The sequence below is a fragment of the Micromonospora sp. SYSU B005 genome, assembly GCF_055362685.1.
The window spans coordinates 454,158-469,842 of the sequence record NZ_JAXCFU010000002.1 but is presented as its reverse complement, the minus strand read 5'-3'; the positions used below and the strand labels follow the sequence as shown (position 1 = coordinate 469,842).

Genomic DNA, 15,685 nt, shown 5'->3' with positions numbered 1-15,685 from the left:
GCGGGGCTCAGTCCGCGGTGATCCGGTCCAGCACCCGCCGCTGGAACGCGCGGGCGGCCGGGCCGGACGGCGGCGTGCCGCCGCGGCGGGCCTCGATCGAGGCGCGGATCAGCGCGGCGCCCGGGTCGTCGGCGGCGACCCGCAGCCCGGCGTCGACCTTGCCCAGCCACACGCCGTCACGCCAGCGCACCAGCGCGCGGCAGGCCCCGAGCACCGCGTCCTCCGCGCCGGGGGCCGGCTCGTCACCGGGTGGCGTGGGCAGCGCCAGCCACCAGCGCAGCGCGTCCGCGAGCAGCGCCCGCAGCGCCTCCGGGGACGGGTCGGCGAACACGTCGGCGGCGGGCGGCCCGAGCAAGGCCAGGCCGGACTGGCGCAGGATGCTGCGGTCCAGCGCGTACCAGAACCGCCCGTCGGCGGGCGGCCGGTCGGCCGGGTCGTAGGTGGCGCGGAACGGCATTGTGGCGCCGGTGTTCAGCTCGACCTCGAAGCCCGGCTCCGGGGTGCCGGAGGCGGCCACGTCGCGGCGGTAGACGACCAGTTCCAGGCCACGTGCCGGGCAGGGCAGCGACTCGTGCCGCAGCCGGTCCACGAGCAGGCGCTTGTCCGGCTCCGGCATCGGCCCGGCGGCCACCAGCGCCACGTCCACGTCGCTGCGCCCCGGCTGGTACGCGCCCAGCCCGACCGAGCCGGCCGCGTACGCGCCGACGAGATCGTCACCGAGCACGTCCCGGGAACGGCGGACCACTTCGGCCAGGTAGTCGCGGATGTCGTCGCGCATTCCGGCATCCTGCCCCGGCCCGGGCGCGGTCAGTCCGCCGGGTCCGGGCAGCACACGGTCAGCGCGCCCGGCACCACCTTCACCTTGAGGCGTTTCACCTTGCCCCGGGCGCCGCCGTCCAGCTCGTACGTCTTCGGCGCGTCGAACCGCACCTTGATCTTGCGACCCCGGGTGATCCGCACGAAGGGCGACTCCTCGGAGCGCCCGGCGGCCATCCGGCCCAGCGTGCGCGCCCAGTCCACCGCGCCGCTGGCGGTGGACACGCCGACCTCCAGCGCCCCGTCGTCGGGGCGGGCGTCGTCGAAGGCCGGGATGCCGCCGGTGATGGTGCCGACGTTGCCGAACAGCACGCAACTCGCCTCGTCGTCGAACCAGTCGGCGCCGTCGACCCGGATCCGGGTCCGTACGCACTCGCCGCGCACGTGCCGCAGCCCGGTCCAGACGTACGCGATCCGGCCGAACCGGCCCTTGAGCTGCCGGTCGGCGTCCCGGATCAGGTCGCCGTCGAACCCGGCGCCGGCCATCACCGCGAAGTGCTCGCCGTTGATCCGGCCCAGGTCCAGCTCGCGCCGGCGGCCGTGCAGCGCGATGCGTACCGCCTCGGGCAGGTCGACCGGGATGCCCAGGTTCACCGCGAACAGGTTGGCCGTGCCGGCGGGCAGGATGCCCATCGGCACGCCGCTGCCCGCGAGCGCGTCGGCGCACCGCTGCACCATGCCGTCGCCGCCCCACACCAGCACCAGCTCGGCACCGGAGTCCAGCGCCGCGCGGACCCGCTTGGGCGCCTTCCGGCTCTTCGGCACCTCGTACCAGAGCAGTCGCCCGACCCCGGCGGCGACGAGCCGGGAGCGCAGCTCGTCGAGCCCTCCCCCGAACGTCTTCTTCCGGTGGGCGACGACAGCGACCACACCGGCCGGGGGCGCGGCGGGTGCGGGGGTGGTGTCCGGGCGTTCGGCCGTGCGCGTGTCCATGGCCCGGCTGGTACCCGGACGCCGCGGATCCCACGCCTGCGGCACGCCCGACACGGATCGACGGCGTACTGTGCCCGGGCCGCCACGTTCGGTACAGTGCAGCACGTCGATGCCCCCCGGGGGCACGGGTCCGAAAGGTGTGGAATGTCGGGACAGGCCGGCTGGGTGGCGCGCTGCACGCTGCGCCTCGGTCTGCTGCTCGGCGGCGTGGCAGTGGTCTGGGGCGCCCACGAGGCCGCCTCCGGCTCGGCCGCCCACGCCGCCGAACGTCCGTCCGGCCCGCTCACCACCACCGTCGGGGTGCTCACCCACACGCTCGGGACGGTGCTCGGCCTGCCCGCGTCCGGACCCGGCGAGGCGCCCGCCGCCGGTTCCGGCGACGCCACGGCGGAACCGGCGACGCCCGCCGCACCCGCGCCTGCTCCCGGCCCCGACGCATCCGGCCCAACCGCATCCGCGCCTGCCTCCGACTCCGCCGCGCAGGTGCCCGCACCCGACGCGACCGCGCCGAAGCCGGACACACCCGCGTCCGGCACGCCCGCGTCCGGCACCGGCCGGCCGAAGGCGCAGCCGGCCCCCGCGACGCCGGTGACCGGCCGGGTGGTCGAGGCGGTGGTGACGCCGGTACACGACCACGTGCTCACGCCCGTCACCGACGTCCTGCGCCCGGTCACCGACCCGGTACGTGACCGCGTGCTCGCGCCGGTCGCCGAGGGCCTGAGCCCGGTCACCGACCCGGTGAAGGCAGGCGTGCTCGACCCGGTGGCGGACCTGCTGTCGCCGGTCGTGGAGCCGCTGCGCCCGATCCTCGGCCCGGTCTGGCGGGGCCTGGAACCGGTGCTCGACCCGCTGGCACCGGTGCTCGACCCGCTCAGCCCGGTGACCGATCTGCTCGACCCGCCGGCCGCGCCGGACCCCGGATCACCGCCGGTACCCGGCGAGCCCGGGCCGGTCGAGCCGGGCCCGCCGGCCGACCCGGCCGCGACGCCGGCGCCCGCTGCCGAGCGTGCGCACGACACACCGCCCGACCTCGGCGGCCCGGTGCTCGCCGCCCCGGCGGCGCGCACCCTGACCGTCGTCGGCACGCGGTGGGCCGACCCGGCACAGAGCCGGGCACCGGCGGCTGCCGGCCCCGCGGTGCACGTGACGACCACGCCCGCCGTGCCGCTGCCGCCGCACGGCCTCAGCCACGGCGGCGGCACGGTGCACAGCGAGGCGGCCGACGCGGAGGCGAACCGCTGGCGGCTGCCGACCCTGGCCCACCGGTACGCGCGACCGACGGCCGATCCGCTGCCGCCGTCGCGTACGTCGCGCCCCGGCACCAGACCCGCCTGAGCGAACTCCACAGGCACCACCTCCGATCCGGAGCACGGGCGTGTCCCGCCCGCCTGCCGCATGCCGCGGCGGCGCCGTCGTCCGGCGCCCGCAACCGACCCGATCACGCCTGGACAACAGGAGTTCGTTCATGAGCACAGCCCTGCCCGTCGTCCGCGCCCGGTGGTGCGACATCGGCCGCATCGCCGACCTCGTCGCCGAGGCCCTCGCGCCCACCGCGCTGGCCGCCTGGCTCGTCCCCGACACGTCCCGCCGCCTGCCGGTCCTCGCCGCCGTGGCGCGGATCTGGACCGAACACGCGTTGCTGTTCGGCGACGCGTTCCTGCTGCCCGACGGCAGCGCCGCCACCGTGTGGTTCCACCGCTACCGCCCGATCCCCGCCCCCCACCGGTACGCCGACCGGCTCGCCGGCGCCGCCGGGGCGGACGAGGACCGGTTCCGCCGCCTCGGCGTGGAGCTGGCGGCACGCCGTCCGGCCGAGCCGCACAACCATCTGGCGCTGCTGGCTGCGCCCCGGGGCGGCGCGACGCAGGCGCTGTCCGCGGCGCAGCGCCGGATGGACACGTTGAGCCTGCCCACGTACGCGCATCCGTGCGCCGGTGAGCAGGCGGAGGAGCTGCTGCGGCGGCACGGCTACGCCGAGCGGGAGACGTTCGCCGCCCCCGACGGCACGACGGTGCGGTCGTTGTGGCGGTCGGCGCCGTTCCACGCCGGCGGCAACGACAGGTGGCGGACCCGCCGGGCCGCCCGCCGGGATCGCGACGGCCGCGCCGCCGGATGGGCGGCGCGCTGACCGGGTGAGCCCTCCGGGCCGGGGCGGCGCCCGTGCGCCCCGGCTCGGAGCACGCCACACCGTCCGGGTTCTTCGGCCGGTGCCGTCGGCGCTGCTCGGTTAGCCTGCGAGCCGGGCACGACTCAGCCGAGCAGTCGGAGGTAACGCGTGCGGAACAGCGGATCCACAGCGGAACCGGGCGGCGCGGCACCGGTGCGCCCGAGGCGCAAGCGGCGGCGTCTGCTCGTCGTCCTCGCGGTCTGCACGCTGCTGGCCGGCTGCGGGCTGGTCGCCGGCGGCTACTACTTCGACAGCGTGCCGACGCCCAGCGACCTGAAGCTGCCCGAGTCCACCACCGTCTACTACGCCGACGGGCGCACGCCGATGGCGAAGCTGGGCGCGCAGAACCGCACCATCGTGCCGTACGACGAGATGAACGACTCGGCGAAGCAGGCGATCGTGGCGGCCGAGGACCGTACGTTCTGGACGAACCAGGGCATCGACGTCAAGGGTGTGCTGCGGGCGGCCTGGGCCAACATCAGCGGCGGGCAGCGGCAGGGCGCGTCCACCCTCACCCAGCAGTACGCGCGCATCGCCGCGGACCTGCGCGGGGTCACCTACTCCCGCAAGCTGCGCGAGGCGGTGATCGCGTGGAAGCTCGACGACGCGTACTCCAAGGAGGAGATCCTCGGTTTCTACCTGAACACCGTGCCGTTCGGGCGGGGCGCGTACGGCATCGAGGCGGCCGCACAGACCTACTTCGGCAAGACGGTACGCCGGGACGCGCCGGCCGCGCGGCAGCTCACGTCGGCCGAGGCGATGGTGCTCTGCGCGATGGTGAAGCAGCCGGAGGCGGACCCGGCCGACCCGGAGGGCTCGCCCGGCTACGACCCGCGCCGCAACGCGCTGGCCCGGCAGAACTCGATCGACAGGTGGAACTACATCCGCGACGGCATGGTCAAGCTCGGCTACCTGACGCCGCAGCAGGCGGCGGATCTCGCGTACCCGGACACGGTCCGGCCGATCGACAAGGACGCGGGCCGGTCCGACCTGGACCGGCCGACCGGCCTGGTGGTCAACCACGTGCTCGCCGAGCTGCGCGAGACCGAGCCGTTCCGCGGTAAGCCCGACGAGGTGATCCGCGACGGCGGCTACCGGATCGTCACCACCATCGACAAGCGGGTGCAGGACGCGGCCGAGGCGGCGGCGGACATCCGCCGCGACACCGCGCCGCAGGCGGTACGCGGCCAGCCGCGCAACTGGCAGGCGGCGCTGGTGGCGGTGGAGCCGGGCACCGGCCGGGTGCTCGGCTACTACGGCGGCGACAAGGGCTCGGGCGCGGACTACGCCGGCTGGTACTACGACGAGAACGGCGAGACCCGCGGGTTCGGCCAGCATCCGCCGGGGTCGTCGTTCAAGGTGTACGACCTGGCCGCAGCCGTCCGCGACGGGATCTCGGTGAAGCAGCGGTTCGACTCGCCGGACACCAAGGAGTTCCCCGCCTCGGGGCGCACCAAGGGCAGCGCGGCGGGGCCGATCCGCAACGCCGAGCACGCGCCCTGCCAGCCGGACTGCGCGCTCTGGGAGGCGACGGTCGCCTCGCTGAACGTGACCTACTTCGAGCTGACCGAGAAGCTGGGCACCGCCAAGGTGATCGAGACGGCGCGGCAGGCCGGCGTGGAGTCGATGTGGGAGACGGTGCGGGGCAATCCCCGGCCGCAGCGCGTCGACCTGCGCAGCGACCCGGCCGACGAGGTGGCGAAGCGGTTCTCCACCGAGGTCGGGATCGGGCAGTACGGCATCACCGTGCAGGACCACGCGAACGGGATGGCGACGTTCGCCGCCGGCGGCAAGCGTGCCGACGCGCACTTCGTCCGGTCGGTGAGCAAGGACGACGAGGACGTGTGGACCGAGCAGTTGCGTACGACGGATCTGGGCCTGGACCGGGAGGCGATCGACCAGCTCGACTGGACGCTGCGCCGGGTGCGGGCCGCCGAGCTGGGCAACGGCTGGGACTCCGCCGGCAAGACCGGCACCTGGCAGGCCGGTCGGAGCACCACGCAGAACGTGCACACCTGGATGGTGGGCTGGACCGGCGCGCTCGCCTCGGCCGTCTGGCTGGGCACCACCGACGGCAAGCCGCTGCGGACCAAGGGCGGCAGCTACGAGGTGTACGGCTCGACCGGCGCCGCGCCGATCTGGCGGCAGTTCATGACCCGGGCCACCGCGGCGATGAAGCTCGACCCGGAGAAGTACCGCTTCGGTCAGCCGGCGTTCCCCGGCGATACCCCGGAGCCGACGCGGTCCGCGCCACCGCCGCCGACCACCGCCGCGCCGACACCGTCGGAGTCACCGAGCCCCAGCCCGTCCTCGTCGAGCCCGAGCCCGGAGCCGACCGGGCGGCCGACCTCGCGGCCGACGCTGACGCCGTCGCTGCCACCGCTGCCCACCGTGTCGCCGACGCGGACCCGCGGCCCGCGCTGACGCGGCCGGGCGACGGCTCGGCCGCCGCCCGGCCGCAGGGGCGGCGGCCTCGCGTCTATGCGCGCCATTCGCACACAGCGGCAACGTCCGCAATTTGCACCGGCGTCCATCCACCGTCGGCGATGTTCGCCCTGATCAGCGCCTATTGAAGATCATGGTTGCCTGAATCGACGCGTGCGGCGACACGCCCGACTGTCAGTCGTTGCCCAGGTCACTTATTGCTCCGGGCTCGCGCGGCGTGTGATTGTGCACCAGCGAGCCGCCGACCCCCGGCGAATCGCGACGGTCGATCTGTCGACCCGGAGCCACGCCGGCAGCTCCGGTGACCGGCCGTCACCCTGCCTCGCACCACCGCGCCGCCCGTCCCCACCGGGCTCCGTGCGGCGCGCCTGTAGAACAGGAGCAAACCCCCGTGAAACTCTCACCTCGCCTCGCCGCGCTCACCGGCGCGGCCGCGACCGGCCTGCTCGCCGCAGGAACCGCCGCCGCCGTGCAGGCCGCGCCACCCGGACCCGCCGCCCCGAACCCGGCGCAGGCCCGCGCGACCGCCGCCGACTCCGCCCGCGCCCTGGTCGCGAACCGCCCCGCCTACCTGCAGGCCGGCTCCGACGACGCGTTCGTCCAGAAGCCGGTCATCTCCTCCGAGGGCACCCAGTACGTGCCCTACGAGCGCACCTACAAGGGCCTCCCGGTGGTCGGCGGCGACTTCGTGCTCGCCACGGACTCGGCCGGCAACCTGAAGTACGCCTCGGTCGCCCAGCAGCGGCCCATCGGCGCCCTCGCCACCACGCCCGCGCTGACCCCGGCCGCCGCCGCGAAGACGGCGCGCGCCCAGCTCAAGACCGTCGACGCGGTCGAGGGCACCACGCTCGTGGTCTACACGCTCGGCGCCGCACCGGCGCTGGCCTGGGAGACCACGGTACGCGGCACCGGCGCGGACGGGCCCAGCCGGCTCACCGTCGACGTCGACGCCCGCACCGGCGCGGTCCTGCGCAAGCAGGAACACGTCGTCCGCGGCACCGGCACCGGCGCCTGGAACGGGCCCAGCCCGCTCACGCTCAACACCACCCAGTCGGGCTCCACGTACACCATGAAGGACCCGACCGTCACCAACCTGAGCTGCCAGGACGCGGCGAACAACACCACGTTCAGCGGCTCCGACGACGTGTGGGGCAACGGCACCGCCACGAACAAGGAGACCGGCTGCGTGGACGCGCTGTTCTCCGCGCAGACCGAGCACAAGATGCTCGCCCAGTGGCTGGGCCGCAACGGCGCCAACGGCAACGGCGGCTACTGGCCGATCCGGGTGGGCCTCAACGACCAGAACGCCTACTACGACGGCAGCCAGGTGCAGATCGGCAAGAACACCGCCGGCCAGTGGATCGGCTCGCTGGACGTGGTGGCGCACGAGATCGGCCACGGCATCGACGACAACACCCCGGGCGGCATCTCCGGCGGCGGCACGCAGGAGTTCGTGGCTGACACGTTCGGCGCGGCCACCGAGTGGTTCGCCAACGAGCCGTCCAGCTACGACGCGCCGGACTTCCTGGTCGGCGAGAAGATCAACCTGGTCGGCTCCGGCCCGATCCGCAACATGTACAACCCGTCGGCGCTCGGCGACCCGAACTGCTACTCCAGCAGCATCCCGTCGACCGAGGTGCACGCCGCGGCCGGCCCGGGCAACCACTGGTTCTACCTGCTCGCCAACGGCAGCAGCCCGACCAACGGGCAGCCGTCCAGCTCGACCTGCAACGGCAGCAGCGTGACCGGCCTGGGCATCCAGAAGGCCATGAAGATCATGTACAACGGCATGCTGCTGAAGACCTCGTCCTCGTCGTACCTGAAGTACCGCACCTGGACGCTGCAGGCGGCGAAGAACCTCTACCCGGGCAGCTGCGCGGAGTTCAACACGGTCAAGGCGGCCTGGGACGCGGTGAGCGTGCCGGCCCAGTCCGGTGACCCGACCTGCTCCGGCGGCACCCCGACGCCCACCCCGAGCACCACGACCACCCCGCCGTCGGGCGGTTGCTCCGGCAACAAGCTCGCCAACCCGGGCTTCGAGTCGGGCAACGTGACCTGGAGCGCCTCGTCCGGCGTCATCACCACCGACAGCGGCCAGGCCGCGCACGGCGGCTCGTACAAGGCGTGGCTGGACGGGTACGGCTCGTCGCACACCGACACGCTCAGCCAGTCGGTGACGATCCCGGCCGGATGCCGGGCGACGTTGAGCTTCTGGCTGCACATCGACAGCGCGGAGTCGACCACCAGCACCGCGTACGACAAGCTCACCGTCAAGGCGGGCAGCACCACGCTGGCCACGTACTCAAACCTGAACAAGGCCACCGGCTACGTGCAGCGGTCCTTCGACGTCTCGTCGCTGGCGGGCACCACGGCGACCATCTCGTTCAGCGGCGTGGAGGACAGCTCGTTGCAGACGTCCTTCGTCGTCGACGACACCGCGGTCACCCTGAGCTGACCGTGGCGTAGCGCGGCCGGTCGTCGTCCTCCCGGCGGCCGGCCGCCTCGTCGTGTCAGGCCGGTGCCGCGTCGCGCGTGGTCGGCGCCGCGTGCGGGTGCGGCGCCTCGTCGTGCCGGGGCGTGTGCGGTCGGGTCAGACCGCGCGCCCGGCCCGGGACCCAGCGCCGCGGTCGCGGTGGATCCGCGCGGCCGCCTCGTGCATCGCGCGGCCGAACAGCTCGGCCTGGTCGCCCATGCTGCCGAGCCGGGCGGCGAGCGCGTCGGCGTCGGCCCGGGCCGACGCGCTGACCCGGTCGTCCAGCTCGGACAACGCGGCGTTGGCGGCGGTCACGAGGTGTCCGCAGAGGACGTCGAGGGGCTCGCCGGCCAGCTCCGGGTCGATCGTCACGGAATCGAGCCGGCCACCCTGGACGGCGACCGCGCGGACCCGGCCGCCGGCTGCAGTGCCCTCGGCGAGCAGCAGGTCGCCCGGCTCGCCGTCGGCGTGTGCCGAGGCCCGGGAGCGCATCGCGGTGAGCGCCTGCTGCGTGCGGGTCAGCAGCTCGTCGATGCTCGCGGCCGCCGAGAACGGGTCGTTGGTCATATCCGCGCTTTCTTCACGTCTTAGCCGAGCATGCGTGACCCTAGCAACCGGCTCCGACGAATCGCCGTCACCGGCCGGTCCGGGTCGCGTCCCGGCGCCGCGAGCAGGCCGGACACCGGCCACGCGGCGTGTCGCGGACGGCCGGGCGCCCGGCCGGGACGAACCGGCCGGGCGCTCGGACGAGGTCAGCGCAGGCGCAGCTGCTGACCGGGGAAGATCAGGCCCGGGTCGTCGCCGACCACGGCGCGGTTGCGCTCGTGCAGGGCACGCCAGCCGCCGTCGACGCGCTGCGCCACGGCGATCTCCGACAGCGTGTCCCCGCGCCGGACGACGTACGTCCCGGCGCCGGACGACGGCCGCGGCGCCGCCTTCGTCGTGGCGCGTTCCGGCGCGGCCTTCGTCGCGGCGGCCCGCTTCGGCGCCGCCTTCCTCGGTGCCGCCTTCGTGGTGGCCCGCTCGGACCGGGTCGCCGTGCTGGCCGAGCCGCCCTTCTTGCCGCAGACCGGCCACGCGCCGATGCCCTGGCCGCGCAGCACCTTCTCCGCGACGGCGATCTGCTCGGACCGGCTGGCCAGGTCGGCGCGCGCGGCGTACTTCTGGCCGCCGTAGCCGTTCCAGGTGGTGCGGGAGAACTGGAGCCCGCCGTAGTAGCCGTTACCGGTGTTGATCTTCCAGTTGCCGCCTGACTCGCAGCGCGCGACCGCGTCCCAGTTGACGCCCGCGCTGGCCGGAGCGGCCGGGCCGAACAGGGTCGCGGCGCCGACGGCGGCGCCGGCCAGGACCGCTCCGAGAGCGGTACGGCGGCTTCGGGCTGAGTATTCAGTTGCCATGTGGATTCCTCCACGCCGACGAGGTGAGCTGTCGGGTTCGGGCCGAGGAGCCCGGCCGCCGGTGGCGGCTTCACCCCGAGGTGACGATGCACCGTGGAACGTGTGGTTCCCCCGCTCCCGCACGAGGTTCGGTTACCGGGGCCGGCGGCGGGATTTGGCGTTTCCGGCCTGCGGTGTCCGCGTCTGCGAACGAAACCGACGCTAGGAGCGATTTGTGATGATCGTCCACTTCTTGTGACGCTCTTCACCCGGCCGGGCGACCGGCGGCGGCGCTACGGTGGCAGGGCCAGGCAAGATCACGGGAGGGCTTGACGGATGACCGATCACGGACACGAGCTGACCTTCGGCGGCTTCATCACCCCCGCCGCCGGGCAGCCCGACCAGGTGGTGGCGCTGGCCCGGCTCTGCGAGCAGGTCGGGCTGAACCTGGTCACGTTCCAGGACCACCCCTACCAGCCGGGCTTCCTGGACACCTGGACGCTGATGTCCTACGTGGCCGCCGCGACCGAACGTATCCGCCTGGCCGGAAACGTCCTCAACCTGCCGTTGCGCCAGCCGGTGGTGCTGGCCCGCAGCGTCGCCAGCCTGGACCTGCTCACCGGCGGCCGGGTCGAGCTGGGACTCGGTGCGGGCGCGTTCTGGGACGCGATCGAGGCGGCGGGCGGGCGACGCCTGTCCCCCGGCGCCGCCGTCGAGGCCCTCGACGAGGCGATCCGGGTGATCCGCGAGGTCTGGGACACCGACCGTCGCGGCATGATCCGCGTCGACGGCGAGCACTACCGGGTGGTCGGCGCCAAGCGCGGTCCGGCGCCCGCGCACCCGGTGGGCATCTGGGTCGGCGCGTACAAGCCGCGCATGCTGCGCCTGGTCGGCCGCGCCGCGGACGGCTGGCTGCCGTCCCTGTCGTACCTGCCGAAGGGCCCCGACGAGCTGCCCGCCCTGAACGCGCTCGTCGACGAGGGCGCTCAGGCCGCCGGGCGCGACCCGGCCACGATCCGCCGCATGCTCAACGTGACCGGCACGTTCGCCCGCTCGTCGGCCGGTTTCCTGGCCGGGCCGCCGGAGCAGTGGGTGGAGGAGCTGGCCGGGCTCACCCTGGAGCACGGCATCACCACGTTCATCCTCGGCAGCGACGAGCCGCGCGCGATCCAGATCTTCGGCCAGGAGGTCGCGCCCGCCGTGCGGGAGCTGGTCGCCGCCGAGCGCACCGCGCCCGCCGGCGGAACCCGCACGGCCGCCGACGAGCAGACCGCCGCCGCCGGCCCGAGCACGCTCGGCGTCACCCCCACCCCCGACCCGGGGGTACGCCTGAGCGCGCGCCGCCCCTGGGACGAGTCCACCCGCCCGAGCGCCCCGCCGCCGCCGGCCGGGCACGTCTACCCGGCCCGCGGACAGGCCGCCGGGCAGCACCTGGTGGACGTGCACGACCACCTGCGCCAGGAGCTGGCCCAGGTGCGCGATCTGCTGGAACAGGTCAAGCAGGGCACTGTCTCGCCGGGCCGGGCGCGGGCCGCCCTCAACGAGATGACCATGCGGCAGAACAACTGGACGCTCGGGGCGTACTGCGCGGCGTACTGCACGATGGTCACCCAGCACCACGGGCTGGAGGACGCCTCGATCTTCCCTCACCTGCGCCGCTCCGAGGCCGGGCTGGCGGCAGTGCTGGACCGCCTCGAGGAGGAGCACGTGGTGATCCACGGCGTGGTGGAGAGCGTCGACCGGGCGCTCGTCGAGCTGGTCCGGCACCCCGGCGACTTCACGCAGCTCCAGGAGGCGGTGGACCTGCTCACCGACACGCTGCTGTCGCACCTGTCGTACGAGGAGCACCAGATCGTCGAGCCGCTGGCCCGGCACGGATTCTTCCCCGGCCAGCTGTGAGGTAGCTGACTTCTGCTTTCCTAAGTCAGGGGGGGGTACCGTCGACGCCATGACGGACCTCCTCGCGCAGCGTGACTCCTGGTCCACCGCCAACTGCTCGATCGCCCGGGCACTGGAGGTGGTCGGCAACCGCACCACGCTGCTCCTGCTGCGGGAGGCGTCGTTCGGCACCCGCCGCTTCGACGACTTCGCCCGGCGGGTCGGCGTCAGCGAGCCGGTGGCCGCCGCCCGCCTCAAGCAACTCGTCGCCGACGGGCTGCTCGACCGGCGTCCCTACCGCGAGCCCGGGCAGCGCACCCGCGACGAGTACGTGCTCACCGCGAAGGGCAGCGACCTGATCCCGGTGCTGGTCGCGCTGCGGCAGTGGGGCGACGCGTACGCCGCCGACGAGGCGGGCCCGGCGGTCCGGGTGGCCCACGACGAGTGCGGCGCCCCCGTGCACGCCCGGCTGCGCTGCGACGCCGGGCACGACGTACCGCCCGGTGAGCTCGCCGTCCTGCCCGGTCCGGGCCTGCTGTCCGCCTGACTCCCCTCCCTCACCACACCTCGGAGCGACACATGAAGATCGCTGGAAGCACCGCCCTGGTCACTGGCGCCAACCGCGGCTTCGGCCGGCACCTGGCCGCCGAACTCGCCGCGCGCGGTGCCACCGTCTGGGCCGGCGCCCGCAACCCGGACGCCGTGGACCTGCCCGGCGTGACCCCGGTACGCCTGGACGTCACCGACCCCGCGTCGGTCGCCGCCGCCGCCGAGCGGGCCGGTGACGTGACGCTGCTCGTCAACAACGCCGGCGTGAGCACCGGCACCGACCTGCTCGACGGCGACCTCGAGAAGATCCGGCTGGAGCTGGAGACGCACTACCTCGGCACGCTGTCGGTGGTGCGGGCGTTCGCGCCCCGGATCGCCGCGAACGGCGGCGGCACGATCCTGAACGTGCTGTCCGCGCTGTCCTGGTTCACGTTCCCCGGCGTCGGCGCGTACGGCGCGGCCAAGGCCGCCGAGTGGTCGATGACGAACGCCCTGCGCCTGGAGCTGGCCGGCCGGGGCGTCCGCGTCGCGGGCCTGCACGTGGGCTACATGGACACCGAGATGGCCGCCGCCGTACCCGGCCCGAAGGCGCACCCGGCCGACGTCGCCCGGCTCGCCGCCGACGGCATCGAGTCCGACAGCTACGAGATCCTGGCCGACGACGTCGCCCGCCGGGTCCAGGCCGGCCTGTCCGGCGGCGTGGCCGCGCTCTACCCCGCCCTCCCCTGAGCCGACCGGGCTCGCCGCCCCGGCGCACCGGCTCAGCGGCCCCTTCACCAGCCAACGGCGATTACGGCCGGCCGCGCGGCTGGACACCAGGCCGGCGCCTCACCGGCTCCAGCAGATCCAGCCCGACCCACACCCGTCCACCCAGGCAGGCCCTGCCGACGCGGGCCTGCAGAGACCACCCACCGGGAGCTCACTCACCGAGCCTGCTCCCTCCATCTGGGACTGATCTTCCCCATCCTGGGACAAGCCAGCTTGATCCACGCCAGCTCGGCGAGGTGGCGGTATCGGGGGCATCCTGATACCGCCACCTCGGCGTAATGGAGTCGATCAAGCCGGCCGGGTCCGGCCGGCGGGGCGGGGCGGGGCGGGTGGGGCTACAGGCCTCGGGCGAGGCGGTCGGCGAGGATCCGGGTGAACCGGGCCGGGTCGGCCAGCTCGCCGCCCTCGGCCAGCAACGCCATGCCGTACAGCAGCTCGGCGGTCTCGGTCAGCGCTGCGGCGTCGGCACCCTCGCCGTGCGCCTTGCGCAGCCCGGTGACCAGCGGGTGGGCCGGGTTCAGCTCCAGGATCCGCTTGACCCGGGGCACCTCCTGGCCCATCGCCCGGTACATCTTCTCCAGCGTCGGCGTCATGTCGTGCGCGTCGCCCACCACGCAGGCCGGCGAGGTGGTCAGCCGGGTGGACAGCCGCACCTCCTTGACGCTGTCGGCGAGCGCGCCGCCGAGGAACGTGAGCAGGTCGGCGTACTCCTGTCGTTCCGCCTCTGCCTTCTCCTTCTCCTCCTCCGTCTCCAGGTCCACCTGCCCCTTGGCGACCGAGCGCAGCGTCTTCCCGTCGTACGCGCCGACGCGCTCGACCCACACCTCGTCCACCGGGTCGGTGAGGATCAGCACCTCGTAACCCTTGGCGCGGAACGCCTCCAGATGCGGCGAGTTCTCGATGGTGGCCCGGTTCTCGCCCGTGGCGTAGTAGATCTCGCTCTGCCCGTCCTTCATCCGCTCCACGTAGTCGCGCAGCGTGGTCGGCTCGGCCGGGTCGTGGGTGCTGGCGGCGCGGACGAGTTCCAGCAGCGTCTCGGTGTTGTCCGGGTCCTCCAGCAGACCCTCCTTGACCACCGCGCCGAACTCGGTCCAGAACGTGCGGTACGACTCGGCGGACATGTCCTTGAGCGTGGCGAGCACCTTCTTTACCAGCCGGCGGCGCACCGCGCGGATCTGCCGGTCCTGCTGGAGGATCTCCCGGGAGATGTTCAGCGACAGGTCGTGCGCGTCCACCACGCCCTTGACGAAGCGCAGGTAGTTGGGCATCAGCGCGTCGCAGTCGTCCATGATGAACACGCGCTTGACGTAGAGCTGCACGCCGCGGCGGCCCTGCGGGGAGAACAGGTCGAGCGGGGCGTGCGAGGGCAGGAACAGCAGCGCCTCGTACTCGAAGGTGCCCTCGCCGCGCATGTGGATCGTCTCGAGCGGGTCGGCCCAGTCGTGCGCGACGTGCCGGTAGAACTCCTTGTACTCGGCCTCGTCGACCTCGTCCCGCGAACGCGCCCAGAGCGCCTTCATCGAGTTGAGCGTCTGCTCCTCGCGGGTGGTGGCGCCGTCCTCGCCGGGCTTGTCGACAGTCATCCGGATCGGCCACGAGATGAAGTCGGAGTACCGCTTGACGATCTCGCGGATCGTCCACTCGGCGGTGTAGTCGTGCAGGTTGTCCTCGGTGTCGACCGCCTTGAGGTGCAGCGTGACCGAGGTGCCCTGGGGTGCGTCCTCGACCTCCTCGATCGAGTACGTGCCCTCGCCCGCGGACTCCCAGCGGGTGCCGCCGGACTGCCCGGCGCGGCGGGTCAGCAGCGTCACCTTGTCGGCCACCATGAACGTGGCGTAGAAGCCGACGCCGAACTGGCCGATCAGCTCCTGGGACGCGGCGGCGTCGGCGGACTCGCGCAGCTTGCGCAGCAGCTCGGCGGTGCCCGACTTGGCGATCGTGCCGATCAGGCCGACCACCTCGTCGCGGGTCATGCCGATGCCGTTGTCCCGCACGGTGAGCGTACGGGCGTCCTTGTCGACCTCGATTTCGATGTGCAGGTCGGACGTGTCCGCCGGCAGCTCCTTGTCGACGAGCGACTCCAGCCGCAGCTTGTCCAGCGCGTCGGACGCGTTCGAGATCAGTTCGCGCAGGAAGACGTCCTTGTTCGAGTAGATCGAGTGCACCATCAGCTGCAACAGCTGACGAGCTTCGGCCTGGAACTCCAACGTCTCGACCCGGTCGCTCACACCGACTCCCTTCCCTCTGGCGGGCCTACGGCGCAAAGGATACGAGGGGTGA

General features: G+C 73.7%; 12 protein-coding genes and 1 riboswitch. Of the genes, 7 read left to right on the top strand and 5 right to left on the bottom strand.

What is annotated here, in order from left to right:
• Positions 1–7: 7 nt before the first annotated feature.
• Together SM452_RS07390 and SM452_RS07385 are read right to left on the bottom strand one after the other, a co-directional pair.
• Complete coding sequence (locus tag SM452_RS07390; RefSeq protein WP_463839564.1) at positions 8–778, bottom strand: nucleotidyltransferase domain-containing protein; 771 nt, start codon at positions 776–778, stop codon at positions 8–10.
• Between the two features lie 29 nt (positions 779–807).
• A complete protein-coding gene (locus tag SM452_RS07385; protein WP_463839563.1) occupies positions 808–1,749 on the bottom strand; it encodes a diacylglycerol/lipid kinase family protein in 942 nt (313 codons plus the stop codon).
• Between the two features lie 144 nt (positions 1,750–1,893).
• On the opposite strand from SM452_RS07385, the gene SM452_RS07380 reads away from it, so the two are divergent.
• From SM452_RS07380 to SM452_RS07365, 4 genes are all read left to right on the top strand, one after another.
• Positions 1,894–3,084: a hypothetical protein gene (locus tag SM452_RS07380; RefSeq protein WP_463839562.1), complete on the top strand. Its 1,191-nt coding sequence runs from the start codon at positions 1,894–1,896 to the stop codon at positions 3,082–3,084.
• Positions 3,085–3,214: 130 nt separating this feature from the next.
• Entirely contained in the window at positions 3,215–3,877 is a 663-nt protein-coding gene (locus SM452_RS07375) for a hypothetical protein (protein ID WP_463839561.1), read from the top strand.
• Positions 3,878–4,024: 147 nt separating this feature from the next.
• Positions 4,025–6,340, top strand: coding sequence for a transglycosylase domain-containing protein (locus SM452_RS07370; RefSeq protein WP_463839560.1), 2,316 nt, complete (start codon positions 4,025–4,027; stop codon positions 6,338–6,340).
• A gap of 412 nt (positions 6,341–6,752) precedes the next feature.
• Entirely contained in the window at positions 6,753–8,816 is a 2,064-nt protein-coding gene (locus tag SM452_RS07365; protein WP_463839559.1) for a M4 family metallopeptidase, read from the top strand.
• Between the two features lie 135 nt (positions 8,817–8,951).
• Here SM452_RS07365 and SM452_RS07360 read toward each other — a convergent pair whose 3' ends face one another.
• A complete protein-coding gene (locus SM452_RS07360) occupies positions 8,952–9,401 on the bottom strand; it encodes a YbaB/EbfC family nucleoid-associated protein (protein WP_135240320.1) in 450 nt (149 codons plus the stop codon).
• A gap of 185 nt (positions 9,402–9,586) precedes the next feature.
• Positions 9,587–10,231, bottom strand: coding sequence for a LysM peptidoglycan-binding domain-containing protein (locus SM452_RS07355; RefSeq protein ID WP_262011621.1), 645 nt, complete (start codon positions 10,229–10,231; stop codon positions 9,587–9,589).
• A riboswitch (cyclic di-AMP (ydaO/yuaA leader) is annotated at positions 10,230–10,375 on the bottom strand. It overlaps the preceding gene by 2 nt.
• A gap of 171 nt (positions 10,376–10,546) precedes the next feature.
• On the opposite strand from SM452_RS07355, the gene SM452_RS07350 reads away from it, so the two are divergent.
• The 3 genes from SM452_RS07350 to SM452_RS07340 are packed head-to-tail and all read left to right on the top strand — an operon-like array spanning position 10,547 to position 13,366.
• A complete protein-coding gene (locus tag SM452_RS07350) occupies positions 10,547–12,109 on the top strand; it encodes an LLM class flavin-dependent oxidoreductase (protein ID WP_463839558.1) in 1,563 nt (520 codons plus the stop codon).
• 49 nt (positions 12,110–12,158) lie between these two features.
• Complete coding sequence (locus SM452_RS07345) at positions 12,159–12,635, top strand: winged helix-turn-helix transcriptional regulator (protein WP_091418149.1); 477 nt, start codon at positions 12,159–12,161, stop codon at positions 12,633–12,635.
• Between the two features lie 32 nt (positions 12,636–12,667).
• Positions 12,668–13,366 (top strand): SDR family oxidoreductase, encoded by a 699-nt coding sequence (locus SM452_RS07340; protein ID WP_357211167.1) that lies wholly within the window; start codon positions 12,668–12,670, stop codon positions 13,364–13,366.
• A gap of 374 nt (positions 13,367–13,740) precedes the next feature.
• On the opposite strand, the gene htpG is transcribed toward SM452_RS07340, so the two are convergent.
• Positions 13,741–15,633, bottom strand: a complete 1,893-nt coding sequence (htpG, locus tag SM452_RS07335) for a molecular chaperone HtpG (RefSeq protein ID WP_355508801.1) — start codon at positions 15,631–15,633, stop codon at positions 13,741–13,743.
• Positions 15,634–15,685 lie beyond the last annotated feature (52 nt).

Coding starts and splice junctions, on each gene's coding strand:
- SM452_RS07390 (WP_463839564.1), bottom strand. CDS start 778: ATGCGCGACGACATCCGCGACTACCTGGCCGAAGTGGTCCGCCGTTCC.
- SM452_RS07385 (WP_463839563.1), bottom strand. CDS start 1,749: ATGGACACGCGCACGGCCGAACGCCCGGACACCACCCCCGCACCCGCC.
- SM452_RS07380 (WP_463839562.1), top strand. CDS start 1,894: ATGTCGGGACAGGCCGGCTGGGTGGCGCGCTGCACGCTGCGCCTCGGT.
- SM452_RS07375 (WP_463839561.1), top strand. CDS start 3,215: ATGAGCACAGCCCTGCCCGTCGTCCGCGCCCGGTGGTGCGACATCGGC.
- SM452_RS07360 (WP_135240320.1), bottom strand. CDS start 9,401: ATGACCAACGACCCGTTCTCGGCGGCCGCGAGCATCGACGAGCTGCTG.
- SM452_RS07355 (WP_262011621.1), bottom strand. CDS start 10,231: ATGGCAACTGAATACTCAGCCCGAAGCCGCCGTACCGCTCTCGGAGCG.
- SM452_RS07350 (WP_463839558.1), top strand. CDS start 10,547: ATGACCGATCACGGACACGAGCTGACCTTCGGCGGCTTCATCACCCCC.
- SM452_RS07345 (WP_091418149.1), top strand. CDS start 12,159: ATGACGGACCTCCTCGCGCAGCGTGACTCCTGGTCCACCGCCAACTGC.
- SM452_RS07340 (WP_357211167.1), top strand. CDS start 12,668: ATGAAGATCGCTGGAAGCACCGCCCTGGTCACTGGCGCCAACCGCGGC.